We start from the raw sequence: 25,606 nt of genomic DNA, 5'->3' as shown, positions 1-25,606 counted from the left end.
GCCGGTAGAATCCGCCCTTTCGATTTTTTCGAGCGCATTCCCGATGGACCTGACCTCCCCGGATTTCTGGCTTGCAGTCGGCCAGATCATCATGATCGACATCCTGCTCGGCGGCGACAACGCGGTGGTGATCGCGCTGGCCTGCCGCAAGCTGCCCGCCGCACAACGCAAGCTGGGCATCATGTGGGGCACGGCGGGCGCCGTGCTGCTCCGGGTCATCCTCATCATGTTCGCACTCACGCTGCTCAAGGTGCCCTTCCTCAAGGTGGTGGGCGCGCTGCTGCTGCTGTGGATAGGCATCAAGCTGCTGATGCCCGAGGATGAGGACGAACACGCCAATATCCAGTCCAGCGACAAGCTGTGGGGGGCGGTCAAGACCGTCATCGTGGCCGACCTGGTCATGAGCGTGGACAACGTGATCGCGATTGCCGGTGCAGCGGAAGGTGCCGGTGGCGACCACCAGTTGCCACTCGTGGTGTTCGGCCTGCTGGTGTCCATCCCCATCATCGTCTGGGGCAGCCAGATCGTGCTGGGCCTGATGACGCGCTTCCCCTTCATCGTGACGCTGGGCGCCATGCTGCTCGGCTGGATCGCGGGCACCATGCTGGTGACCGATCCGGGTGTCGTGCCCTATATGCCGCTCGCCGACACGAGCACCGAGGCCCGGCCGGAGGTGGCGGATGCGGTGCGCTACGGCGCAGGTGTCATCGGCGCACTCATCGTGCTGGCGGTGGGACGCATCGTCGCGTCGCGCCAGAAGCCGGTGGACTACCCGATACAGTGAATTCATGGCCGCGCTCTACCTGACCGAGGACGAAGTCAGGCAGGTGCTCACCCTGCCCGATGCGCTGGCTGCGGTCGAGGACGCGCATCGCTGGCATGCCACCGGTGAGGCCATCGATACGCCGCGCGCGCGCAGCCGCACCCCGAACTCTGCGCTGCACATCCTGCATGGCGCGGTACTGCCGCTCGGCATCATGGGGTACAAGAGCTACACCACCAGCCGTGAGGCAGCCCGCTTCTGGGTGCATCTGTTCGACGCCGCCAACGGGCGCCCGCTGGCGGTGCTGGAGGCCGACTATCTGGGCATGATGCGCACCGGGGCCGCCGGCGGCTTGGGCGCACGGGTGCTTGCGCGCGACGATGCGCAACGCGCTGTCGTATTCGGCGCCGGCTGGCAGGCGCGCAGCCAGATCGAGGCGCTGTGCGCGGTGCGTGCAATCGGCGACATCCAGGTGGTGGCGCGCAGGCGCGACCGGCTGGAATCCTTCTGTACCGAGCAGTCGGCCCGTCTGGGGCGGCCGATCCGCCCGGCCGATGACGTCGAGGCGGCGGTACGTGCCGCCGACGTGGTCATCACCATCACCACAGCAAGCGAACCCGTGTTCGACGGTCGCTGGCTGAAAGAGGGGGCGCACGTCACCGCGGCCGGTTCCAATGCGCTCATCCGTCGCGAAATTGACGAAGCGACGATACGTCGCGCCGCGCTGGTCGCGGTCGACGCCCGTGCCACCGCCCTGCGCGAGTCGGGCGACCTGCTTCCGGCACTGGAAAAAGGACGGCTGACCGAGCATGGCATGGTCGAACTGGGCGAACTGCTGCTTGGCATGCGACCGGGGCGTCGCAGCGACACCGACATCACGCTGTTCGAGTCGCAGGGGATGGCGATCCAGGATCTGGTGCTGGCGCAGCGCGTGCTGGTGCGCGCCCGCGAGGCCGGACTGGGCCGCACCCTGCCGTACTGACCGTCGTCACCGCGTCCGCTCCGCGATCCGGGTACCACCGCTTCCGACCCGGGAACGTGAAATTCCACCGGCTGCCGCGTTTCGGTGTTTGACTGTCTTCATGGCGAACTGCAAGAATATGCAACAGAGCCCTGTTTTCATGCAGAACCGGGTTTTCCGGGCGCCTTAGGCCGACAGCACATAACAACCGGTCGCCCCCTTCAGACAGCAAGGGGGCGTCGTCAAATTGCAGGGGGTGAGCGTGACCAGGGCCGCAATCTGGAAGACCGACTGGTTTCTCGGCTTGGCCATCAGCCTCGTCCTTCTGTTCGCGGCATCCGGCGATCTCATCCAGAGTCTGGAGCGCAAGGCCTACGATGTCGCGGTGGCGGCCACTGACCGCTCACCCAGCCCGCGCATCGCCGTGATCGCGATCGACCAGCGCAGCATCGACAACATCGGCCGCTGGCCCTGGCCGCGCGATGTGCATGCGAAGATGATCGACGCCCTCGGCCAAGCTCGGGCCAAGGTGGTCGGCACCACCATTTTTTTCGCCGAACCCCAGATCGATCCCGGTCTTGCCTATATCAACAAACTGATCGCGATCGAGCGCGAAGCGCGTGCCGCAGTGCCGCCGGCAGGCGAGGCGATGGACGGCGATGCGCCGACCGCCCCGGCTGCCGCGCTCGAAGCCTTTTCCGGCGTGCTGCACGAAGCCGAGGCGGCACTCAACACGGACCGGCGCCTGGCCGACAGCGTGGCGCGAGCCGGCAATGTCGCCTTGCCGATGCTGTTCCAGGACGGTGAGCCGCAGGGCCGACCGGACAAGCCGCTGCCCGATTTCATGCGTGCGATGGCGCTGAAGAACGTGGCGGGCAGCGAACCCTTGCCGCCGCTGACGCTGGACGTCGCCGCAGGGGTCATCGAGCCGCTGGGCAAGGTCGCTGCAGCGGTGGGTCACCTCAATCCACTGATCGACCGCGATGGCGGCTTGCGCGTGCAGCCGCTGGTGATGACCCATTTCGACCAGTTCTATCCGTCGCTGCCCTTGTTGCTCGCGGCGCGCAGCCTGAATCTGGCGGTCGATGACATCCGGCTCACGCTGGGGGAATCGGTCGCGCTCGGCAAGCTCAACATCGCCACCGATCCCGGGCTGGGCATGTACAGCTTCTACTACCGCGGAGCCGACGGCAAACCGGCCTTTCCGGTGGATTCCTTCTTCGATGTATTGACCGGCAAGATTCCGGCCGACAAGTATCGCGACAAGATCGTGCTGATCGGACAGACCGCTCCGGGCATCGGCAATTTCTATGCGACGCCGGTGTCTCCGGCAATGTCCTCGGTCGAGGTGATGGCGCACGGGCTGTCCAGCATCCTGCAGGAGCACTTCTTCGTCGTACCGCCGTGGGCGGGGGCGGCCGAGTTCGGCGTGTTCGTGCTGGTCGCCCTCTATCTCATCGTGTTGTTGCCGCGGCTGAAGGCCGGCATCGGCGCCGCGGTGACCGCCGTGCTGTTCGCCGCCCTGCTGGCCACGCATTTCGTGCTGATGACGAGGCAGCTCATGTGGCTTCAGCTCATGCTGCCGGCCACCCTGCTGCTGGTCGGCCATCTGCTGCTCACCACAAAGCGTTTCTTCCTGACCGAGCGCGGCAAGGTGAAGTCGGACGAACAGTCGGCCGAATCCAACCGCATGCTGGCGCTGGCCTTCCAAGGGCAGGGCCAGCTCGACATGGCGTGGGACAAGTTCCGGCTGGTGCCGCTGTCGGACGCGGTCATGGACAATCTGTACAACCTGGCACTCGACTTCGAACGCAAGCGCCAGTTCAACAAGGCCGAGACGGTGTTCCGTCACATGGCCGGGTTCGACCCGAAATTCAAGGACCTGGAAACCCGCGTCAAGCGCGCCAAGGCCATGTCGGAAACCGTCATGCTCGGCGGCGCGGGCGGCGGGCGCACCAATGCCAGCATGCTCGACGATGGCACCGTGGAAAAGCCCATGCTGGGGCGCTACCAGGTCGAGAAGGAACTGGGCAAAGGCGCCATGGGCGTGGTCTACCTCGGGCGCGATCCCAAGATCAATCGCGTCGTGGCGATCAAGACCATGGCCCTGTCGCAGGAATTCGACGAGGACGAACTGGCCGACGTCAAGCAGCGTTTCTTCCGCGAGGCGGAAACGGCCGGTCGGCTCAACCACCCGAACATCGTCACGATATTCGACGCGGGCGAGGAACACGATCTCGCCTACATCGCGATGGAGTTCCTGAAGGGGCGCGACCTGGTGCCGCAGACCAAGCCCGGCGCGCTCATGCCCTTGCCCAAGGTGATGGACATCGTCGCGCGCGTGGCCGATGCGCTGGCTTACGCGCACGGGCAGAACGTCGTGCATCGCGACGTGAAGCCGGCCAACATCATGTACGAGCCGGAATCGGATCAGATCAAGGTGACCGATTTCGGCATCGCCCGCATCACCGATTCGTCGCGCACCAAGACCGGCATGGTGCTGGGCACACCGTCCTACATGTCGCCCGAACAGCTCGCCGGCAAGAAGATCGACGGGCGCTCGGACCTGTTTTCGCTGGGCGTCATGCTGTTCCAGCTGGTGTCCGGCAAGCTGCCTTTCGAAGGCGATTCAATGGCGCAACTCATGTTCCGCATCGCCAACGAGCCGCATCCCGACATTCGCGACCTGCGCCCGGATGTGCCCGACTGTCTCGCCGCCATCCTCGACCGGGCGCTGGCGAAGGAGGCCGATGCGCGCTACCAGACCGGCAACGACATGGCGTCCGACCTGCGCGCCTGCGCCGGCAGCTTCACCCAATCCCTTTCGCAGGTCGATTTCAGCATCTGACATGACACAGGATCTCAGCCAAGCCCTCCGGATGGTGAGCCGCACCGACGCCGGCATGGTTCGCACGCACAACGAGGATGCCGTGATGACCGACGCCACGATTGGCGTGGCGATTCTGGCTGACGGCATGGGTGGCTACAACGCTGGCGAGGTCGCCAGCGGCATGGCCACCGCCGTCATCGGCACCGAAATTGCGCAGGGACTCCGCGAGGGGCGCAAATCGTTGCCGGCACTGATCGAGACCGTGATTGCCAGCGCCAACGAGGCGATCTATCGGGCCGCCGACAGCCAGCCCCAGTATTCCGGCATGGGCACTACGCTGGTGATGGCGGTATTCCACGATAACCGTATATCCGTCGCGCATATCGGCGATTCCCGCATGTACCGCATGCGCGGCGAACAGCTCGAGTGCATCACGCGCGATCATTCGCTGTTGCAGGAGCAAATCGACAGCGGCATGATTACAGAGGAAGAAGCGCGGCGATCACAGAACAAGAACCTCGTGACGCGGGCGCTGGGCGTGGATCCGATCGTCGAGCCGGAAATCCACACTTATGATGTCGAGGCAGGCGACGTCTATCTTTTCTGTTCCGATGGCCTGAACGACATGGTCGAGGGCGAGGACATCTCTCTCACCCTGCAGGCCCTGTCGGCCAATCTCGATCTTGCGGCCGATCAACTGGTGCAGATGGCAAACGACAATGGCGGGCGCGACAACGTGTCGGTGATACTGGTGAAGGTGCTGCAACCCTTCCCGGTGGCGCCGCGTGGCGTGTTGTCGCGCCTGCTCGCATGGTTGAAGTAAAGGACTGGAAAATGGCAAAACTCATACTCAGCATGGACGGTCTGGTCCTGAAGGAACTTCCGCTCTCCAAGGAGCGCACGACCATAGGCCGCAAGCCGCACAACGACATCCAGATCGACAATCTGGCGATCAGCGGCGAGCACGCGGTGATCGTGACCATACTGAACGATTCCTTCCTCGAAGACCTGAACAGCACCAACGGCACCTATGTGAACGGGCAGCCGATCAAGAAGCATTTCCTGCAGAACAACGACGTGGTCGAACTGGGCAAGTACCGCCTGAAGTACATCAACGACACGCCCAGCCAGGCGCCGTCGCCGGATTTCGAGAAAACCATGGTGCTGCGCCCGGACATGATGCGCAAGCCGCCCGCCGATGCGCCCGCGGCGCCGGCACGCGGACTGACCGAAACCCAGGCCGGTTTCCGCGCCGGTGCATCGGTTCCCGCCGGCACGTCGATGGGCGGCGGATTGCCGCCGTCTCCGCCCCCGCCGCCGGCACCTGCTCCGGCGCCGACCGCAGCGAGCCAGATCGGGGCGATACAGATACTCAATGGCGCCAATGCGGGTCGCGAACTCGAACTGACCAAGACCTTGACCACGCTGGGCAAACCAGGGCTGCAGGTGGCGGTGATCACCCGCCGTCCGCAAGGCTATTTCATCACCCATGTCGAGGGTGCCAGCTTCCCGGTGGTCAATGGTGCCCAGCTCGATGCCCAGGCGCATCCGCTGAACGATCACGACGTGATCGAGATTGCGGGCGTCAAGATGGAGTTCTTCATCAAGCGCTGAGTGGCGACGCCATGCTTCCGGTGAGCCCGGTGCGACGGCCCGGTCATGCACAGCGCGGGCGCCCCGGGGCGGTGGCGTGAGGCAGCACGCCCTGCGCTACGGGCTGGGGCTCGCCCTCATCCTGCTGCTGCTCGGCCACGCGGCGCGCTTCTACAGCCTGCCGGTGCTGGGCAATCTGGATCTGATCGCCTACGACACCAAGCTCGCGCTCACCATGCCGGGCACGCGTGATGATCGGATTGCCATTCTCGATATCGACGAGCGCTCGCTGGCCGAGGTCGGACGCTGGCCCTGGGGACGCGAGCGCCTCGCGACGCTGCTTGACCGCCTGTTCGACCATTACGGCGTCCTTCTGCTGGGTGTGGACGTGGTGTTCGCCGAGGCGGACACCAGTTCCGGCCTGCCGGCGCTGGAGGCGCTCGCGCGCGGCACGCTCGCCGACAACGATGCCTTCCGCGGTGAACTCGAGCGCTTGCGGCCCTCTCTCGACCACGATCGCCTGTTTGCCGCCGCGCTGAAGGATCGCCCCGTGCTGCTCGGCTATTACTTCAGCGATCGGGGCGAAGGGCTGAGTACCGGGCAACTGCCCGAGCCGGTACTGCCGGCCGGTACCTTCCGCGGCCGCTCCATCGCGTTTGCGCGCTTCGACAGTTTCGGCGCCAATCTGCCCGCCTTCCAGAGCGCGGCGCTGGGTGCCGGTCATTTCAATCCGCTGCCCGATTTCGATGGCCTGAACCGCCGCGTGCCCATGCTGGTCGAGTACAAGGGGGCCTATTACGAGTCACTGTCGCTGGCCATGGTCCGTACCCTGCTCGGCAGTCCCAAGCTTGCGCCCGGTTATGCGGAGGCGTCCTTCATGTCGGTGTCGCCGCGCGACTACGCCGGACTGGAGTGGCTGGAACTGAGCGCGAAGCAGGGCACGCTGCGCATTCCGGTCGACGAGAACGTGGCCGCGCTCATTCCCTTCCGCGGCCGTCAGGGCAGCTTTGCCTACCATTCGCTGGCCGATGTGCTCGCCGGGCGCACCCCGGTGGAGGCGCTGAAGGGACGCATCGTGCTGCTGGGCACCACCGCGCCCGGTCTGCTCGACCTGCGCGCCACGCCGGTGAGCGGCACCTATCCCGGCGTCGAGATACACGCCAACCTGATTGCCGGCATGCTGGACGGCCGCATCAAGCACCGGCCGCAGTACGTGACCGGATTCGACGTGGTGGTGCTGGCGCTGGTCGGCGGCCTGCTGCTGTTCCTGCTGCCGCGCCTGTCGCCGCTGCGTGCCACCGGTCTGTCGGCCGTCGTGCTGGTGCTGCTGGTGGCGATGAACTTCGCGTTCTGGCAGTACGCCGATTTCGTGCTGCCGGTCGCTGCCAGTCTGCTCATGGTGGCCGGCCTGTACGCGCTGAACATGTTCTACGGCTATTTCGTCGAAGCGCGCTCGAAGAGGCAGTTCGCCCGCATGTTCGGCCAGTATGTACCGCCCGAACTGGTGGAAGAAATGAGCCGAAACCCCGAGCACTACAGCATGGATGCCCGCACCGCCGAGCTCACCGTGATGTTTTCCGACGTGCGGGGGTTCACCGGCATTTCCGAGGGCCTGGAACCTCGCGAATTGACGCGACTCATGAACGAATACCTCGGTGCCATGACGTCGGTCATTCAGGATCAGCGCGGAACGCTCGACAAATACATCGGCGACGCCATCATGGCTTTCTGGGGCGCGCCGGTGGACGACGCCGATCATGCGCAGCACGGCGTGACGGCGGCGCTGCACATGCAGCAGCGGCTGGACGAGCTCAACCGCTCACTGACCGCCCGCGGCTGGCCGGAACTGAAGATAGGCATCGGTGTGAACAGCGGCACGATGACCGTGGGCGACATGGGTTCGCCGGTGCGCAAGGCTTATACAGTACTGGGGGATGCGGTCAATCTGGCGTCCCGGCTGGAGGGGCTCACCAAGCAGTACGGTGTGGGCATCCTGGTGGGAGAGGACACCCGGCGCGCGGTCAAGGGCATCGTGTTCCGGGAAATCGACCGCGTGCGGGTGAAGGGCAAGGACGAACCGGTGTCCATACACGAGCCGCTGGCATTCGAGGCGGAATTCGACCGCGGGCGTATCGAGGAACTGAAGCTCTGGAATCAGGCGCTGCGGCAATTCAGGGCGCAGGAATGGGATCAGGCAGAACTGTCCCTGTTCAATCTGCAACGCATGGCGCCGGATTGTCTGCTGTACGCTGCCTACGCGGAACAGATAGGACATTACCGCCGTTTTCCGCCCGGCAAGGGCTGGGATGGTGTGAGAACCTTCGAAACGAAATAGCGATTACGGACGGCAGATGCGGATACGTGTGCTCGGTTGCAGCGGTGGTATTGGTGGCGCACATCTGCGCACAACCTCGCTGCTCGTCGACGACGACATCCTGATCGATGCCGGCACCGGCGTCGGCGACCTTGCTCTGGCCGAGCTCGCCCGGATCGACCATGTGTTCGTGACGCACAGCCATCTCGATCACATCGCCTGCCTGCCGCTCATGATCGATACCGTGGGCGACCTGCGCGAGCGTCCTCTGACCGTATGGACCACCGCGGCGACGCTGGAAGTGCTGCGCCGGCACATCTTCAACTGGTCGATCTGGCCCGATTTCACCGAAATCCCGTCGGTCGACAAGCCCTTCATGTGTTTTCGCGAACTGAAGGTGGGGGACGAGATCGACATGGGCAGCCGCGCCATTCGCGTGCTGCCGGCCCTGCACACCGTGCCTGCGGTCGGTTACGCGGTGCGCGGCCCGGGCGGCACGCTGGCGTTTTCCGGCGATACCACGGCGTGCGATGAATTCTGGGCCGCCGTCAATGCCTTGCCCGATCTGCGCCATCTGATCATCGAAACCGCCTTTCCCGACCGCGACCGGCAGCTTGCCGTGATGTCGCGCCATCTGTGCCCGGAACTGCTGGCGAAGGAACTGACCAAGCTCCGGCATCCGGCGCAGATCCACATCACCCATCTCAAGCCCAGCCAGATGGACATGACCATGCGCGAGGTGATGGACACGCTCGGCGAACACATGCCGCGCATGTTGCGCAACAATCATGTTTTCGACTTCTGACCGCAGCCTGCGCCGTGCAGCCTGTCGTGATCGGAAGGGAAGGTGATGCGATGAGTGCAGTGGTACCTCCCGCCAGCGATCTGGCCACGATGAGCGACGTGTCCAGCCGTCTTGCGTTCTTCAAGAACCTGCAGGGCGTGACGACGCGTATCCACGCCACGACCAATATCGACGAAATCATGCTTGAGCTGTCGCAGGACATTTCTGCGCTGTTCAATGCCGACCGCCTCACCATCTATGTGCTCGGCGACGATCGCTCGACCATCGTGTCCAAGGTGAAGACCGGCCTCAATTCCTTCAAGGACCTGCGCCTGCCGCTGACCGAGCAGTCCATCGCCGGTTTCGTCGCGATGAGCCGCAAGCTGCTGAACATCCGCGACGTCTACGACGAAGCCGAGCTGCACAGCCACTCTCCCAGCCTGAAGTTCCTCGATGGCGTGGACAGGAAGACCGGCTATCGCACCCAGCAGATGCTGGTGGCGCCCATCGTCGATCCGGACAAGAAGGATCTGCTCGGCGTGGTGCAACTGATCAACAACAAGGCCGGCCAGCCCTTCTCGCCACTGGCCGAGGAAGGCCTGCTGAGCATGGCCCATACGCTGGCGGTGGCGTTCCAGCAGCGCAGCAAGCCGGCCCACGTGGTGAAGTCGAAGTACGACTACCTGGTGGTCGATGGTGTCATGTCGGCGCAGGAATTCGATCTCGCGTCGCGCGCCGCGCGGCGCAAGGGCATAGACATCGAGGACGTGCTGGTGCGCGACTTCCAGGTCAAGCTGCCGGCCATAGGCGCTTCGCTCGCCAAATTCTTCGGCGTGGCCTACGAAACCTTCAAGAGCGAACGGGTAAAGCCGTTCGATCTGATCAAGAACCTGAAGCGCGAATACCTCGAGGAACAGCAGTGGGTGCCGGTCGAGGAAACGTCGGAAGGCATAGGCATCGTCGCGCTTGACCCGGAGAAGGTGCGCAGTTCGCGTGTCGTGAACAACATCTTCCCGAAGGCAAAGCTCAATTTCCGCGTCACCACGACGCGCGAATTCGTGCAGACGCTGGATCAGTTCTATGGCGGCACCGCGATGGACGACACCACGGTCGGCGACCTGCTGTCCGACATGGCCGGGCAGGAGGACGATGCGCTCGATGCCGGCGGTGACGATGTCAGCGCGGCGGCCGACAACGAACTGGTGCGGCTGGTGAACAAGATCATCGTCGATGCCTACCAGCAGGGCGCGTCCGACATCCACATCGAACCGCGCCCGGGCAAGGACAAGACCCAGGTGCGCTTCCGCAAGGACGGTTCGCTGCACCCCTATATCGAAGTGCCGGCCAGCTATCGCAGCGCGCTGGTCACCCGGCTCAAGATCATGTGCGATCTCGACATTTCCGAGCGTCGCAAGCCGCAGGACGGCAAGATCAAGTTCCGCAAGTTCGGCCCGCTGGACATCGAGCTGCGGGTGGCCACCATCCCGTCGGCCGGCGGTGTCGAAGACGTGGTGATGCGCATACTCGCGGCCGGCGAACCGATACCGATGGACAAGCTGGGCGTGCTGCCGCACAACCTCGAGCGTCTGAAGAATGCGGTGAGCAAGCCCTACGGCCTGTTCTTCGTGTGCGGCCCGACCGGCTCCGGCAAGACCACCACGCTGCATTCCATACTGAGCCATATCAATACGCCGGAAACCAAGATCTGGACCGCCGAGGACCCGGTGGAAATCACGCAGAAGGGTCTGCGCCAGGTGCAGATCAACAAGAAGGCGGGCCTGGATTTCGCCGCCATCATGCGCGCCTTCCTGCGCGCCGACCCGGATGTGATCATGGTCGGTGAAATGCGCGACAAGGAAACGGTGGCCATAGGCATCGAGGCCTCGCTGACCGGTCACCTGGTGTTCTCCACGCTGCACACCAACAGCGCGCCCGAATCCATCGTCCGCCTGCTCGACATGGGCATGGACCCGTTCAACTTTGCCGACGCGCTGCTCGGCATACTGGCGCAGCGCCTCGCCAAGCGGCTGTGCCCGAGTTGCAAGCAGCCCTATCACCCGGACGCGGCGGAAATGAAGCACTTCCTCGACGAATACAGCGAGGAACTGGGCAATACCAGCGAATTCAAGATCGATGCCGAAGCCGCCAAGGACCGCATCCTGAAGGCCTGGATCAAGGCCTACGCCGACGACAAGGGGCGCTTCACGCTGTATCGCGCCCAGGGCTGCGCCGAATGCGGCAATACCGGCTACCGCGGCCGGCTCGGCCTGCACGAACTGATGATAGGCACCGACCGCATCAAGAAGAACATCCAGGAGCGCGAGCGTGTGGCGACCATGCTGGCCACCGCGCTGGAAGAAGGCATGCGCACGCTGAAGATGGATGGCATGGAAAAGGTGCTGTCGGGGCTCACCGACATGAAGCAGGTCCGTTCGGTCTGCATCAAGTAGGCGCCGCGATGGACAAGCTCGACGATCTGTTGCGGCGGCTTGAGGATCTCAACGAGATCGGCGCGGCACTGTCGAACGAGCGCAATATCGAAGCCCTGCTCGAAAAGATACTGCTGGCGGCCAAGGCCATCACCCATGCCGATGGCGGCACGCTTTACCGCACAGACGAAGCGGGCGGACATCTGCGCTTCGAAATCATGCGCACCGATTCGCTGGGCATCGCGATGGGCGGCAGCAGCGGCCGCCCGATACCCTTTGCACCGCTGCCGCTGCATCGCGATGACGGCACGCCCAATCTGTCCATGGTGGCGGCCTACAGCGCGCTGAACCGCTGTACCGTGAACATCGCCGATGCCTACGCGGCCGAAGGCTTCGACTTTTCCGGCACGCGCGACTTCGATGCGCGCACCGGTTATCGCTCCACCAGCTTCCTGACCGTGCCGATGATGAATCACGAAGGCGCGGTGATCGGCGTGCTGCAGCTCATCAATGCGCTGCATCCGGTGACCGGCGAGGTTGGCGTGTTTTCCGGTTCCGATCGCAAGCTGGCCGAATCGCTGGCCTCGCAGGCGGCGATCGCACTCACCAACCGACATCTGGTGAGCCAGCTCGAACAACTGTTCGAATCCTTCATCACCCTCATCAACAACGCCATCGACGAAAAGTCGCCCTATACCGGCGGCCATTGCCAGCGTGTGCCCACGCTCACCATGATGCTGGCCGAGGCGGTGAATGACACGCGCGACGGTCCGCTGGCCGATTTCACGATGAGCGACGCCGATCGCTACGAACTGAAGATCGCCGGCCTGCTGCACGACTGCGGCAAGGTGACCACGCCGGTCCATGTGGTCGACAAGGCGACCAAGCTGCAGACCATATTCGATCGCATCGAACTGATAGACACCCGTTTCGGCCTGATACGGCGCGACATCGAGATCGACACGCTGCGCGCCTGTGCCGCCGAGCCCGGCCGGCGCGCCGACTTCGAATCCGCGGCTGCCGCGCGCATGCAGGCGCTGGATGCCGACCGGCTCTTCCTGCGCCAGGCCAATATCGGGTCCGAACGCATGAGCGATGGCGATGTGGCCCGCGTTCAGGCCATCGCCGCGCGCTGGTCATGGACCGACAGCAGCGGCCGGACCCAGCCCTGTCTGAGCGCCGACGAGGTGGACAACCTCACGATACGCGCCGGCACGCTGACCGCTGCCGAACGCGAAATCATCAATTACCACATCGTATCGACGATACGCATGCTTGAAGCGCTGCCCTGGCCGCGTCACCTGACCAATGTGCCGGAATACGCCGGCGGTCATCACGAACGCATGGATGGCAAGGGCTATCCGCGCGGCCTGACCCGCGAGGAAATGAGCGTGCAGGCGCGCGTCATGGGCATCGCCGACATCTTCGAGGCGCTCACCGCCAAGGACAGGCCGTACAAGAAGCCGATGAAACTGTCCGAGGCGCTGCACATCCTCGGCAAGTTCCGCCTCAACGGCCATATCGATCCCGACCTGTTCGACGTGTTCGTGCGCAAGCAGGTCTATCTGCGCTACGCCGAACTGTTCCTCGACCCTGAGCAGATAGACGCGGTCGACCTCGACGCCATCCCCGGCTACAACCCCGCGCCGACCCCCGCCAACTGACAATTTTTGTCACAAGCTGCCGTCGCACGGCAGCTCCATCGGGCTTGCCGACCGTGAATATTTCACGCCCGTGCCGGAAAACCCTTGTGCATCAGACAACTGTAAAAAACTGCTAAAGCTGGCATCCGCCTTGCACGTAATGACCCGTGCGCCCCAGCGCCATTCCCGTCAACGAAGGAGAGACAGATGAAGAAGGTTCAACAAGGCTTTACGCTGATCGAACTGATGATCGTGGTCGCGATCATCGGCATCCTGGCCGCGATCGCGATTCCACAGTATCAGGATTACACCGTACGGGCCAAAGTCTCAAGTTTGCTGAGTGCTTTGAACTCGGTTAAGACTGCTGTTGGTATATGCATTCAAGAGAATGGTGGTGATGCCACCGCGTGTGATGCCGGTAGCAACAATATTCCTTCCACGCTCGTTACCAAAGAGATCACAACGCTTGCAGTTACTGATGGCGTTATTACAGCGACGCTCGCTAGCGGTATCGGAACGAACGTCAGCGGCAACATAGTCTTGCGTCCGACCGCATCTTCGACTGCAGCGAACATTACGTGGACCTGGGAAGGCACATCGATCACAAATACCGTAGCTCAACAAGCGATTGACAAGGTTTACACACGTGAAGGAGCCTCTTCCGGCTCCGGCTCCGGCTCCGGCTCCGGCTCCGGCTCCGGCTCCAGCTCGGGCGGCTAATCCGAGGCGCGTATTAGGAAGAGGCCCGAAAGGGCCTCTTTTTTTGCCATGCAAGTCATTATCCGCAGCTACCTTGCCACGCTGTTGTTTCTCGGGCTCGGTCTGACGTTCTACACACAGATCAGCCCGTGGCACTCAGCGGCATTGAACCGCATGCTCGAGTTCGGAAGTCATGGCGCTCTGGTGGGCTCAGTTTTCAATGCCTATATCTGGATCGTGCTTGTTTATGCTGCGCTACTGCCGTTCTACTACGCTCAGACAAAAGTCGAATCCAAGGCGCTGATCGTTTTGCAGCTTGCCTGGAGATTCACTTTCTTCGGGCGCTCGCCAACTGCCGAAGAGCCCCTCGCATTTCGTATTCTGCTTTTGAAATTCTTCTTTGCCCCCTTGATGGTAAGTTGGTTGCTGCAGCATCTCGCAGGGTTTTCGGATATGACCCTGTTTCCCCATGTGCGTGAGAACCTGAGCTGGATCGATCTGTATAACCAGCACATCCATGCGCCGCTGATCCATCTGGTGATCTTCGCCGATGTGCTGTGCTTTACCCTCGGGTATCTGATTGATCATCCAAGGCTGAAGAATGGCTTCGTCTCGGTTGATCCGACGTTGTCGGGCTGGCTGATCTGCATTATCTGCTACCCGCCCTTCAATCAGGGGTTGAAGGCATTCATCGGTTGGTACAGTAGCGACACACCGGTCGTCGGTGACGCTTACCTGCAGTTCGCGATCAACATCGCGGTGCTGCTGTCCTTTTCCATCTACAGCGCCGCCAGTGTCAATCTGGGCTTCAAGGCGTCCAACCTGACCAATCGAGGCATCGTCACCCATGGCGTGTATCGCTGGATGCGTCACCCCGCGTACACATTCAAGAATCTGGCGTGGTGGCTGGGAGCCATGCCGGCCTTGTGGACGGCTTGCGGACGCTCGGCCTTCGAGGTGATCGCGATACTGCTGTCCTTGTGCGGCTGGACGGCCATCTATGCGGCGCGCGCGCTGACCGAGGAACGGCATCTGCTCATGAGCGACAATGGTTATCGCCAGTACATGCAGAAGGTTCCCTGCCGTTTCATTCCGGGCGTGATCTGACTGAAGCCCTGCATTGCGCATGCGCCTCGGCCGCGGCGGACAGGGTTGCCAACCAGAGTTCGTTGAATTGTCGCCAGTCTTGCCGGCGCTGGGTGGCAAGCAGCACCGCGCTCCACTTTCCATCGTCCCGCTTGACCGCCACCGCCGTCACGCCGGGCAGTGAACCGTCTCGCCAGAACAGTCGCCGTCCGCGTGTCGGGTCGAGCAGCACATGGAAGATGAGGCCGTGGCATCGTCGCGGCCCGAGTCCGCGCGGGCAGTCCGGCGCCGAAGTATCGAGCGAGCCCAGCATTTCTGGCGGAAAGCCCGTATCCAGCAGTCGCGCCATGTCGGCTGCCGTCGCCTGCAGTCCTCCGGCTGCAAGCAAGGCATCGATGTTGAAACGGAACAGGCGCGGGTTGTCGCCGGCGTCGTCCGGGCTCGCATGCAATCGCAGTGCGCCTGAAGGCTGCCACCGCGCGAAGCTCGAATGTTCGCCAAGTCGCCGGCTTACGGTTGCCGCCAGCACATCGATGACGGGTGCGGAGGCGTTGTGGCTAAGCGCTTCGCCCAGCAGGCAGTAGCCGGTGTTGGAGTAGTCGAAGCCGCTGCCTGGGGGCCGTGCCAGGGGGATGGCAAGCAACTGCTGGCTGCGGCCGGGGCAACGGGGATGCGGGCGAAGCATTTCGTCCGGGCCAGGCAGGCGCAGGAAGCCGGCCCGGTGGCCCAACAGATCGCCGATGCGGATGCGCTCCACGCCGGCACCGACATGTGGCGAATTGACGCCGAGAATGTCGATCAGCCGGCTGTCCAGCGTCCAGCGTCCGTCCGCCACCGCATCAAGTACGGCCAGACCGGTCACGATCTTGCTCAGACTGGCGAGTGGCAGTGCATCGTCGACGCCAAGCGGTCGTCCCGGGCTCGCGTCGCCGATGGCGAAGGTGAAGGGGTGTTCGCCGGGCAGTTTCAGTGCGACCTGTGCAGCCGGCAGCGCAGCCGCGCGCAGGGACTGCACCACATCGATCCGGAAGTGTTCATCGCACTGGTCGGAGGCCCATGATGAATGCAGTGAGGCCGCAAGGCCGAGCGCTGCATAGACCGCCTTGCACAGCACCGCTCAGTCCGCGTCCAGCAAGTCGGGCGCGAGACAGGCGCGGAGTATGTGTTGGGCCTGTCCCTCCCGTACCCGGTTCGACAGCCACCAGACGGAACCTTTCTTGACCGACCAGTCGGTCTCCTGTCCGGAAAGCAGCAAAGCCGCTACCCGGCCCAGCGTCGGTTGATGTCCCACCACCAGCACCGAGCCGCCGGTCGGCCAGTCGGTGGCGGCGATCAGATCGGCGACCGAGGCGTCGGTGAACAGGGCGCGCGAAGTTTCGAATTCCAGGTCCAGGGCGGCCGCGGTCTGCTGGCAACGGGTGGCGGGGCTGACCAGGATGCGGGTATTGCGCGGCAGGCGGGGCTTGAGCCAGGCGGCCATCTGTTTCGCCTGCTTCTCGCCGCGCGCCGACAGCTTGCGCGTGGCATCGGGCACGGTGTCCAGCGCTTCGGCATGTCGCCACAGTATGAGGTCCATCGTTCAGTCCTGCTGTATGTCGGGCGGCCGCAGTGTCGGCGCGCGCGATGAACGGTTCATGACGGCTGCGTGTTCAGTTCAATTTCGGCAATCGGGACAGCGTGCGCAGCAGCTTGGGCGCGTGGTCGATGATCTGACGGTAGCGCGGCATGTGCAGCGCCGCGATCTGGCTCACCGCGCGCAGCATTGCGGCATCGCCGTCCGCCGCCAGCAGCAGGCGCGGGCCGGCCTGGCTCAGGTCATTGATGAATCCCAGTTTTTCCTGCGCTTCGGTGAGCAGGGCCAGCGTCCGCTGCGCCTTCTTGTGAGGCAGCAAGGGCATGAAGAACTCGACGGCGTAGCGCAAGCGCTTCACGTCGATGCGCAGCGCATGCAGCGCGGCGATGTCGCCGCCGCGCGCGTGGTCAACGGCGGCGGCGACGCGGCTGCGCGCGCGGGCCAGCCGTTTGCGCGCGAGCGCCTGCAGCGACAGCCGGTGCTCGGCGGGCGGGGCAGCATGCAGTGTCTGCAGCAGCGCGATCATGAGGCGCGCCTGACGACCGTCCTGCAGGGCGATCAACACCCGATCGCGCGTCTGCGACCGCGCTGCGGCCAGATGACGCTCGAGCTTCTTCAGCCCGGCGGAACGGTGCGCGACAAGTGCGGGTGACAGCAGTTCCTCGTGCAGCACATCGCGGTCGCGCAGTTCGCCCAGATCGCCCGCCAGTGCGCGCAGCCGGCCGGTCAGCCCGTCGGCCACACCTTCCGGCAGCGCGGGACCGAACACGCGCAGCGCGCTGCGCAAGCGGCGCAAAGCCACCCGCATCTGGTGCACGAATTCCGGCGCTTCGCTGGTGAGCGCGCCGTGCTCGTTGGCCTGGTAGTGCGCGATGCAGTCCAGCGCGATCGCCTTGAAGGCTTCGTCCGGAGTGGCCTCGGCAGACAGCGGGGAGCGGCTGGCGCGCACTGCGACCGGCGTACTGCCCGCCATCAGTTCGTAGCCGCGCTGCGCCTTGCTGCGCGATTCGGCGCGCAGCGGCAAACGCTCGGCCAGCCGGGCGGCGATGTCCAGCAGGGCGGGGACGCTCGCGCCGCCGGCAATCTCGAGTTCGATCTCGGAAATCGTTTCGCGGTGCTCGCCGGAAATGATGTGGCCGCGATCGGCCATCAGCAGGACTTCACCGCCTTCGGCCGCGAAGCGCCATTCGCGCCGCTCGAAATTCGTATCGAATACGGTGGCCAGTGCGCCGCGGTCGCGCAGGCTTTCCAGCTCCGCGCGCACCGCCTCATCATCGACTGCGGAAAAATCGAAATGACCGTCGAAAGGGGTTTCCCATTCCGGTCGCGCGGACAGTCCGGCACGGGCGGCCGCCGCGCATTTCACGGTCTGCACCCAGCGGCGGCCGGTCTGGCGAAGGCGCAGCGCCACGCGCTGGCGCTTCAGCGCCAGGTCCGGCGTGTCGAAGTACAGATTGCGCAATGACTGCCGGTGCGGCGCCGCGATCGCCTCGCGCAGCAGCGGATGTCGGGAGAAGGCCGGCCAGCCGTGTTCGGCCAGCGCCAGTTTGAGTTCGATTTCCTTGGCCATCGCGTCCTGTGCCGGAACGGGCGTCGGCGCCCGCAACCCCCGGATGGTAGAACAGATGGCCGGGATTTCGTCACCTTGACCGGAGCCGAGGGCCGTATTGCCCGCGATGCAGCCCGGGATGGAGCCGGCGGCCTGCATGTGCTGCATCGCGGCCAGAGGCCGCTCCCACAAAAGCTCGCCCAGGCCGCGAACGGAGCCGGGATAGTGGGTGAGCTCGCGGCAAACACGAACGGAGCCAGGGTGTGGTGGGAGCGGGCTTGCCCGCGATTCAGCCTGGAACGAAGCCTGCGGCCGGCATAAGCCGCATCGTGGCCAGAGGCCGCTCCCACAAAAGCTCGCCCAGGCCGCGAACGGAGCCGGGATAGTGGGTGAGCTCGCGGCAAACAAGAACGGAGCCAGGGTGTGGTGGGAGCGGGCTTGCCCGCGATTCAGCCTGGAACGAAGCCTGCGGCCTGCATGCGCTGCATCGCGGCCAGAGGCCGCTCCCACGTAAGCGCGCCCAGGCCGCGAACGGAGCCGGGATAGCGGGTGAGCTCGCGGCAAACACGAACGGAGCCAGGGTTTGGTGGGAGCGGGCTTGCCCGCGATTCAGCCTGGAACGAAGCCTGCGGCCTGCATGCGCCACATCGCGGCCAGAGGCCGCTCCCACATAAGCTCGCCCAGGCCGCGAACGCAGCCGATGAATGCGCGCTCAGCCGGCGGTCCAGTGCCCCGATTTGCCGCCCGCCTTTTCGAGCAGGCGGATGCCGTCTATGCGCATGCCGCGGTCGGCGGCCTTGCACATGTCGTAAATGGTGAGCAGGGCGACACCGACCGCAGTCAGCGCCTCCATTTCGACGCCGGTCTGGCCGGTGGTGTGCGCGGTCACTTCACAGTCGACACGGTGCGCGGCTTCGTCCAGCGAAAACTCGACGCTCACCCTGGTGAGCGCGATCGGGTGGCACAGCGGAATCAGGTCCGATGTGCGCTTGGCGGCCTGTATGCCGGCGATGCGCGCGACGCCCAGCACATCGCCCTTCTTCGCGGAGCCGTCACGCACCAGCGCAAAAGTGGCCGGCAGCATGGTGATGGAGCCGGCAGCCCGCGCGACGCGCGCGGTATGTGCCTTGTCGCCGACATCGACCATGTGGGCCTGGCCCTGCGCGTCGAAATGGGTGAGCGGGGAGGGCGTATCGGCACTCATCGTCTGCTCACCGGCTCATCAGCGAAGGATGCGGCGGCGGGATGTTCAGTTCCAGCCAGTAGCGCGCGAGCAGCGTCAGCGTTTCGGACAGGCTGACGAAATCGAGCGACTTGCGAACGAAGCTGTTGGCGCCCAGTTGCGCCGCGGTGCGGATGTCCTTCTGCTGCGACGACGCCGACACGATGACCACCGGCAGCACCCGCGTCTGCGCTTCGGCGCGGATCTGGCGCAGCACTTCCAGTCCGTCTATGCGCGGCAGGCTCAGATCGAGCATGACCAGGGCCGGCTGGTAGCGGGTGTCGCGACCGGCGAAGGCGCCGCGACCGAACAGGTAATCCAGCCCTTCCTCACCGGAGGCGGCCACCTGTATCTGTTCCGGCGGCACGATCTTGTTCAGTGCCGACATGATGAGCTTCACGTCTTCGGGAACGTCTTCGATCAGCAACAGCGCATGCGAACCAACCGGTAGCGAGGACATCGGAGCCAAATAGTCTGAACTGTGGAGCCGGATCCGGGATCCGGAGGATGTCCTTCGGCTGCGCCGGGGACCGTCTGTGATCATGCATGACCGGACGCCGGCCAGGGGGCGGATACACGCCCTCACCGACACACAGACGCGCGGTTCACATCGCGTCGGTATCATAGCATCCGCCATGAATCTCATTCCGCTCGCCCGTCCCGTCAAGCGTCTCGCGACGGCGCTGCTGTTCTGCCCCTTTGTCGCGGCCGCGGACAACAGCCTGCCCGATCTCGGCGATGTCGCCCAGGCCGATCTCCCGCCGTCACTCGAGCGACGCATCGGCGAATCGCTGTGGCAGGAAATGCGCGTGCGCCAGCGCAATTATCTGAACGACCCGGAAGTGAATGGCTATCTGAACCAGCTCGCGGACCGGCTGGTGTCCAAGTTGCCCAATTCGACACAGGATTTCGAACTGTTCGCGTTGAAGGATCCGACGCTGAACGCCTTTGCCTGGCCGGGCGGCTTCATTGGCGTGCATACCGGGCTGATCATGGCGGCGCAGAGCGAATCCGAACTGGCATCGGTCATTTCCCACGAAATTTCGCATGTGACCCAGCGCCACATCGCGCGGCTCTATTCCAAGCGCGGCGAAACGACAATGATTGCGCTCGCCTCGCTCATCGTCGCGGTGCTGGCGTCGCAGAGCAATTCGCAGGCGGCCCAGGCGGCGCTGGTCGGGGGGCAGGCTGCCGCGGTGGCGAGCCAGCTTGCCTATACCCGCGATTTCGAGCGCGAAGCCGACCGCATGGGCATACAGATGCTGGACGCGGCGGGCTTCGACCCGCGCGGCATGGCCGCTTTCTTCGAGCGCATGCAGCGTTCGGCGCGCTTCTACGAATCCCCTTCGAACGCCTATCTGCGTACCCATCCGTTGACGTCCGAACGCATTTCCGACGCATCGGCCCGCATCAACGAAACGACCTATCGCCAGGTGCCGGACAGCATGGATTTCCTGCTGGTGCGCGCCAAGCTGCGCGCCTACGACGGCGATGCGCGCGAAGCATTCAAGGAATTCGAGCGCCGCCTGCTCGATGTGCAGGGCAGCACGCGAACCGCCATGCGTTTCGGTCTGGCCCATGCGGCGCTGCGGCTGCGCGATTTCGAGCGTGCGGCGGCCGAGGTTCGCGCTCTGCGCGCAGAAGGGCTGGTGTCGCCCATGCTCGATCAGCTCGAAGGCCGCGTCGCGCTGGATGCCGGCGACCACGAAAAGGCGGCACGCCTGTTCCGCGACGGACTGAATCGCGTGCCCCAGGCCAAGGCGCTGACCTATGGACTGGTCGATGCGCTGCTGGCCGACAACCGGCCGGAGGAGGCGCTGGAGGTGGTGAACGCGGACATCACCGCGTTCACGCGCGACCCGCAGCTCTATCAGTACCAGGCGCAGAGCTATGCGATGCTCGGCCGCCGTCTGCCGCAGCATCGGGCACAGGCCGAGGCCTATGTGCTCAACGGGCAGTACCAGGCCGCGATCGAACAGCTCGAACTGGCACAGCGCGCGTCCGACGGCGATTTCTATCAGCAGTCCGCGGTCGACGCGCGCTTGCGCGAGCTGCGTCAGCGCCTGGCCGAACAGAAACGCGACGGACTGTAGGCACAGCTCGAGAGTGCGGGTATAAACGCGCTTCCGGAAAGGGAGGTGTTATGGAAATCGACAAGGAAATCGATACGCGCGGACTGAATTGCCCTCTGCCCATACTGCGCACCAAGAAGGCGCTGTCGGACATGAGCAGCGGCCAGGTGTTGCGCGTGCTCGCCACTGACCCGGGGTCGGTGCGTGATTTCGAGGCCTTCGCGCGGCAGACCGGCCACACGCTGCTGGAAACCAGCGAACAGAGCAGCGAATTCAGCTTCACTTTCCGCTGCAAGTAGGCAGCCCCGCATGATCAAGCTCATCCAGTTTCCGCCCGCGCTCGGCTTGCCCAATGCCAGCGGCTTCTGCCTGAAGCTCGAAACCTGGCTGCGCATGGCGGGGTTGCCGTACGAGAACGTGTATTCGATGAATCTGGGGCGCGCGCCCAAGGGCAAGATGCCCTATATCGTCGATGACGACGGCACGACGGTGGCCGACAGCGGGCTCATCATCGAACATCTGACGCGACGCCACGGGGTAAGGCTGGACAGCCATCTGGATGCGTCCGGGCGGGCCCAGTCGCTGCTGCTGCAGCGTACGCTGGAAGAGCACGCCTACTGGTGCGTGCTGTACTTCCGCTGGGCCGACGAGCGCTTCTGGCCCGCCACGCGGGCCGCTTTCTTCGGCGGCATGAGGGCGCCCTTGAAGTGGTTTGTTCCCGATCTGGCGCGCAAGGGCATGCTGCAGCAGGTGAAGTCCGTGGGCGTGGGCCGGCACTCGCCGGACGAAATCACCGAAATGGGCATGCGTGACATCGCCGCGATTGCCACCGTGCTCGGCGACAAGCCCTTCCTGTTCGGCCAGCCCTCCACCGCGGACGCCAGCGCTTACGGCATGCTGGCCAATGTGGTGTTCGTGGATCTCGATCTGCCGTTCAAGTCGCGCATCGAGCGCGAGCATCCATCCATCGTTCGCTACTGCGAGCGGATGAGGGAGGTTTACTGGAGGGGCTAGGGCCCAGGGCGCAGGGACCAGGGAGCAGGGACTGGAAAGTGTGTCCGGGCGGCTTGGCCGCCGGCAATCCGCTCGCCCCGAATCCCTGGCCCCAAACCCCTCAAGTCATCCCAGTCGCCCCACCTGTTCCTCGAGCTTGGCGAGCAGGGCGGCGAAGTCGGCCAGGCGCTTGCGTTCCTGATCGACCACGGCTGCCGGCGCGCGGCCGACGAAGCTGTCGTTGCCGAGCTTGGCTTCGCATTTGGCGATTTCGCCCTTCACGCGCGCGATTTCCTTGTTCACGCGCTCCCGCTCGGCGGCGACATCGATCTCTATCTTCAGCATGAGCCTGAATTCGCCGATCACCTGCACCGGAGCCGGAGAAGCGGGCAGTTCGTCGCCCACCGCCTGCACCTCGCTCAGCTTGGCCAGCGCGGCGAGATAGGGCGCGTAATCATGGACGGCGTCCACCTTGCCGGCTGCCAGCAGAGGCACTTTGGTGGCGGGCGAAATGCCCATTTCGCCGCGCAGGCTGCGGCAGGCATCCACCATGGATTTCAGTTCCGCCACCCAGGCATCCGCCGTCGCATCGACGCGTTCCATATTGGCCTGCGGGTAGGCCACAAGCTGGATGGAATCGGCGTCCTTGCGGCCGGCGAGCGGTGCCACCGTCTGCCACAGCTCCTCGGTGATGAAGGGGATGAGCGGATGCGCCAGGCGCAGCACGGTTTCCAGCACGCGCAGCAGGGTACGCCGGGTGGCGCGCTGCTGGCCGGGGGTGCCGTTCTGCAACTGCACCTTGGCCAGTTCCAGATACCAGTCGCAGTACTCGTCCCACACGAAGCGGTAGATCGCCTGCGCGACCAGATCGAAGCGGTAGTCGTTGAACTGCCTGTCGACTTCGGCTTCCACGCGCTGCAGTTCGCTCACGATCCACAGGTCCGGCGCCTGGAAGTGCAGCGGGCCATCCGGACCGCAGTCGTTGTTGCACGGTGCGAGGCCGCAGTCCTGGCCCTCGCAGTTCATCAGCACGAAGCGCGTGGCGTTCCACAGCTTGTTGCAGAAGTTGCGATAGCCCTCGCAGCGCTGCATGTCGAACTTGATGTCGCGACCCGGGCTGGCCAGCGAAGCGAAGGTGAAACGCAGCGCGTCGGTGCCGAAGGCGGGAATGCCCTCGGGGAATTCCTTGCGCGTGCGCTTTTCGATCTGTTCCGCCTGCTTCGGATTCATCAGGCCGGTGGTGCGCTTCTTCACCAGGTCGTCGAGCGATATGCCGTCGATCAGATCTATCGGGTCCAGCACATTGCCCTTGGATTTCGACATTTTCTGGCCTTCCGCGTCGCGGATCAGGCCGTGCACATAGACGTCGCGGAACGGAATCTTCCCGGTGATGTGCGTGGTCATCATGACCATGCGCGCCACCCAGAAGAAAATGATGTCGAAGCCGGTCACCAGCACCGACGACGGCAGGTAGAGGTCGAGCGCAGGATTGCTTGTGTCCGGGTTGCCCGGCTCCCGGTCTGGCGTCCACTCCGGTGTCCAGTCCAGCGTCGAGAACGGCCACAGCGCCGACGAGTACCAGGTGTCCAGCACGTCCTCGTCGCGCCTGAGCAGCGGCAGGTTTTCCTTGATCGCGTAGTTGCGGCCGACGTCCGGCAAGGTGTCGCCCGACATTTCGCGTGCCATCGCGGTGGCGACGGCCAGGCGCTTCAGGTCCGGGTTCGATTGCGCGAGGTGCTCGAAATACTTCTGGTAGGCCTCGGCTTCCGTGTGCGCGACGAACACATTGCCCTGATCGTCGTACCAGGCCGGAATCTGGTGGCCCCACCAGAGCTGGCGCGAAATGCACCAGTCCTGGATGTTGTTCAGCCACTGGTTGTAGGTGTTCACCCAGTTTTCCGGGTGAAAGCGGATCTCGCCGCTGGCCACCACATCGAGCGCCTTCTGCGTGATGCTCTTGCCGTCCGGACCCGGCTTGCTCATCGCGACGAACCACTGGTCGGTGAGCATGGGCTCGATCACTGCATTCGTGCGATCGCCACGCGGCACCTTGAGCGTGTGCTTGTCGGTCTTTTCCAGCAGGCCGGCGGCTTCGAGGTCGGCGACGATGCGCTTGCGGGCTTCGAAGCGGTCGAGACCGCGGTATTTTTCCGGCGCGTTGTCGTTGATCTTCGCATCCAGCGTCAGGATGGAAATCATCGGCAGGCCGTGGCGCTGGCCGACCGCGTAGTCGTTGAAGTCGTGCGCCGGGGTCACCTTGACAACGCCGGTGCCGAATTCGCGATCCACGTAGCTGTCGGCGATGACCGGAATCTCCCGGTCGGTCAGCGGCAGCTTCACCGTCTTGCCGATCAGCGCGCTGTAGCGCTCGTCTTCCGGATGCACCATGACCGCGACGTCGCCCAGCATGGTTTCCGGGCGGGTGGTGGCGACGGTCAGATGACCGGAGCCATCGGCCAGCGGGTAGCGGATGTGCCACAGCGAGCCGGCTTCCTCTTCCTGCACCACTTCGAGGTCGGATACCGCGGTGCCCAGCACCGGGTCCCAGTTCACCAGGCGCTTGCCACGGTAGATCAGACCTTCCTGGTACAGCCGCACGAAAGTCTGGGTGACCGTCTTCGACAGGCCTTCGTCCATCGTGAAGCGCTCGCGCGACCAGTCGGGCGAGGTACCCAGGCGGCGCATCTGGCGCGTGATGGTGGAGCCCGAATACTCCTTCCACTCCCACACCTTCTTCACGAACTCCTCGCGGCCGAGGTCGTGGCGCGACACGCCCTGCGCATCGAGCTGGCGCTCGACCACGATCTGGGTGGCGATGCCCGCGTGGTCGGTACCCGGCTGCCACAGCGTGTTGTCGCCACGCATGCGGTGATAGCGCGTCAGCGCGTCCATCAGGGTCTGGTTGAAGCCATGCCCCATGTGCAGCGTGCCGGTCACGTTCGGCGGCGGCAGCAGGATGCAGAAGTTCTTCTTGTCGGGGGTCTGCGTGTCCAGGCCGGCAGCGAAATAGCCGCGCGATTCCCACTCGGGGTACCAGCGGCGTTCGATGTCGGCCGGCTCGAAACTTTTGGCCAGCGTCATGACGGGTCTGCGAA

The 25,606-nt window shown here is 64.4% G+C and carries 20 protein-coding genes; 14 read left to right on the top strand and 6 right to left on the bottom strand.

Features of this window, described 5'->3' with window-relative positions:
- Positions 1–43: 43 nt before the first annotated feature.
- From A3Q7_RS0110485 to A3Q7_RS0110435, 11 genes are all read left to right on the top strand, one after another.
- Positions 44–784 (top strand): TerC family protein, encoded by a 741-nt coding sequence (locus tag A3Q7_RS0110485; protein ID WP_018411828.1) that lies wholly within the window; start codon positions 44–46, stop codon positions 782–784.
- Between the two features lie 4 nt (positions 785–788).
- A complete protein-coding gene (locus A3Q7_RS0110480; RefSeq protein ID WP_018411827.1) occupies positions 789–1,745 on the top strand; it encodes an ornithine cyclodeaminase family protein in 957 nt (318 codons plus the stop codon).
- Positions 1,746–1,980: 235 nt separating this feature from the next.
- Positions 1,981–4,572 (top strand): CHASE2 domain-containing serine/threonine-protein kinase, encoded by a 2,592-nt coding sequence (locus A3Q7_RS0110475; RefSeq protein WP_018411826.1) that lies wholly within the window; start codon positions 1,981–1,983, stop codon positions 4,570–4,572.
- Between the two features lie 31 nt (positions 4,573–4,603).
- Positions 4,604–5,377 carry a Stp1/IreP family PP2C-type Ser/Thr phosphatase gene (locus tag A3Q7_RS0110470; RefSeq protein ID WP_018411825.1) on the top strand — a complete coding sequence of 258 codons (774 nt, stop codon included), beginning with the start codon at positions 4,604–4,606 and terminating at the stop codon, positions 5,375–5,377.
- An 11-nt stretch (positions 5,378–5,388) separates the two neighbouring features.
- Positions 5,389–6,168, top strand: a complete 780-nt coding sequence (locus tag A3Q7_RS0110465; RefSeq protein ID WP_018411824.1) for an FHA domain-containing protein — start codon at positions 5,389–5,391, stop codon at positions 6,166–6,168.
- A gap of 76 nt (positions 6,169–6,244) precedes the next feature.
- Positions 6,245–8,482, top strand: coding sequence for a CHASE2 domain-containing protein (locus A3Q7_RS0110460; protein WP_018411823.1), 2,238 nt, complete (start codon positions 6,245–6,247; stop codon positions 8,480–8,482).
- Between the two features lie 16 nt (positions 8,483–8,498).
- Positions 8,499–9,266 carry an MBL fold metallo-hydrolase gene (locus A3Q7_RS0110455; RefSeq protein ID WP_018411822.1) on the top strand — a complete coding sequence of 256 codons (768 nt, stop codon included), beginning with the start codon at positions 8,499–8,501 and terminating at the stop codon, positions 9,264–9,266.
- Positions 9,267–9,316: 50 nt separating this feature from the next.
- Entirely contained in the window at positions 9,317–11,695 is a 2,379-nt protein-coding gene (locus A3Q7_RS0110450) for a GspE/PulE family protein (RefSeq protein ID WP_018411821.1), read from the top strand.
- Positions 11,696–11,703: 8 nt separating this feature from the next.
- Entirely contained in the window at positions 11,704–13,338 is a 1,635-nt protein-coding gene (locus tag A3Q7_RS0110445) for an HD domain-containing phosphohydrolase (RefSeq protein WP_018411820.1), read from the top strand.
- Between the two features lie 186 nt (positions 13,339–13,524).
- Positions 13,525–14,037 carry a pilin gene (locus tag A3Q7_RS0110440; protein WP_018411819.1) on the top strand — a complete coding sequence of 171 codons (513 nt, stop codon included), beginning with the start codon at positions 13,525–13,527 and terminating at the stop codon, positions 14,035–14,037.
- A gap of 48 nt (positions 14,038–14,085) precedes the next feature.
- A complete protein-coding gene (locus A3Q7_RS0110435) occupies positions 14,086–15,123 on the top strand; it encodes a methyltransferase family protein (protein WP_018411818.1) in 1,038 nt (345 codons plus the stop codon).
- On the opposite strand, the gene A3Q7_RS0110430 is transcribed toward A3Q7_RS0110435, so the two are convergent.
- From A3Q7_RS0110430 to A3Q7_RS0110410, 5 genes are all read right to left on the bottom strand, one after another.
- The gene (locus A3Q7_RS0110430; RefSeq protein ID WP_018411817.1) at positions 15,104–16,216 is read right to left on the bottom strand and encodes a serine hydrolase domain-containing protein; all 1,113 of its coding nucleotides are present in this window, start codon (positions 16,214–16,216) and stop codon (positions 15,104–15,106) included. The two genes, A3Q7_RS0110435 and A3Q7_RS0110430, sit on opposite strands and share 20 nt — an antisense overlap.
- Positions 16,217–16,219: 3 nt before the next feature.
- Positions 16,220–16,678 (bottom strand): SixA phosphatase family protein, encoded by a 459-nt coding sequence (locus A3Q7_RS0110425; RefSeq protein ID WP_018411816.1) that lies wholly within the window; start codon positions 16,676–16,678, stop codon positions 16,220–16,222.
- Positions 16,679–16,751: 73 nt separating this feature from the next.
- Entirely contained in the window at positions 16,752–18,245 is a 1,494-nt protein-coding gene (locus A3Q7_RS0110420) for a CYTH and CHAD domain-containing protein (protein WP_026224705.1), read from the bottom strand.
- 691 nt (positions 18,246–18,936) lie between these two features.
- Positions 18,937–19,428, bottom strand: coding sequence for a cyclic pyranopterin monophosphate synthase MoaC (gene moaC / locus A3Q7_RS0110415; RefSeq protein ID WP_018411814.1), 492 nt, complete (start codon positions 19,426–19,428; stop codon positions 18,937–18,939).
- A 7-nt stretch (positions 19,429–19,435) separates the two neighbouring features.
- Entirely contained in the window at positions 19,436–19,906 is a 471-nt protein-coding gene (locus tag A3Q7_RS0110410) for a response regulator (protein ID WP_018411813.1), read from the bottom strand.
- A 175-nt stretch (positions 19,907–20,081) separates the two neighbouring features.
- Here A3Q7_RS0110410 and A3Q7_RS0110405 point away from each other — a divergent pair, with 175 nt between their 5' ends.
- From A3Q7_RS0110405 to A3Q7_RS0110395, 3 genes are read left to right on the top strand one after another with little or no spacing between them, the layout of a single operon-like run.
- A complete protein-coding gene (locus A3Q7_RS0110405) occupies positions 20,082–21,539 on the top strand; it encodes a M48 family metalloprotease (protein ID WP_018411812.1) in 1,458 nt (485 codons plus the stop codon).
- 50 nt (positions 21,540–21,589) lie between these two features.
- The gene (locus A3Q7_RS0110400) at positions 21,590–21,817 is read left to right on the top strand and encodes a sulfurtransferase TusA family protein (protein WP_018411811.1); all 228 of its coding nucleotides are present in this window, start codon (positions 21,590–21,592) and stop codon (positions 21,815–21,817) included.
- A 10-nt stretch (positions 21,818–21,827) separates the two neighbouring features.
- Positions 21,828–22,532 (top strand): glutathione S-transferase family protein, encoded by a 705-nt coding sequence (locus tag A3Q7_RS0110395; RefSeq protein ID WP_018411810.1) that lies wholly within the window; start codon positions 21,828–21,830, stop codon positions 22,530–22,532.
- Between the two features lie 105 nt (positions 22,533–22,637).
- On the opposite strand, the gene A3Q7_RS0110390 is transcribed toward A3Q7_RS0110395, so the two are convergent.
- A complete protein-coding gene (locus A3Q7_RS0110390; RefSeq protein ID WP_018411809.1) occupies positions 22,638–25,592 on the bottom strand; it encodes a valine--tRNA ligase in 2,955 nt (984 codons plus the stop codon).
- Positions 25,593–25,606 lie beyond the last annotated feature (14 nt).

This window comes from Methyloversatilis thermotolerans (genome assembly GCF_000372885.1).
Classification (GTDB): Bacteria; Pseudomonadota; Gammaproteobacteria; order Burkholderiales; family Rhodocyclaceae; genus Methyloversatilis; species Methyloversatilis thermotolerans.
Note: the sequence above shows the minus strand (reverse complement) of the source record. Positions and strands in the feature narration are given on the sequence as shown.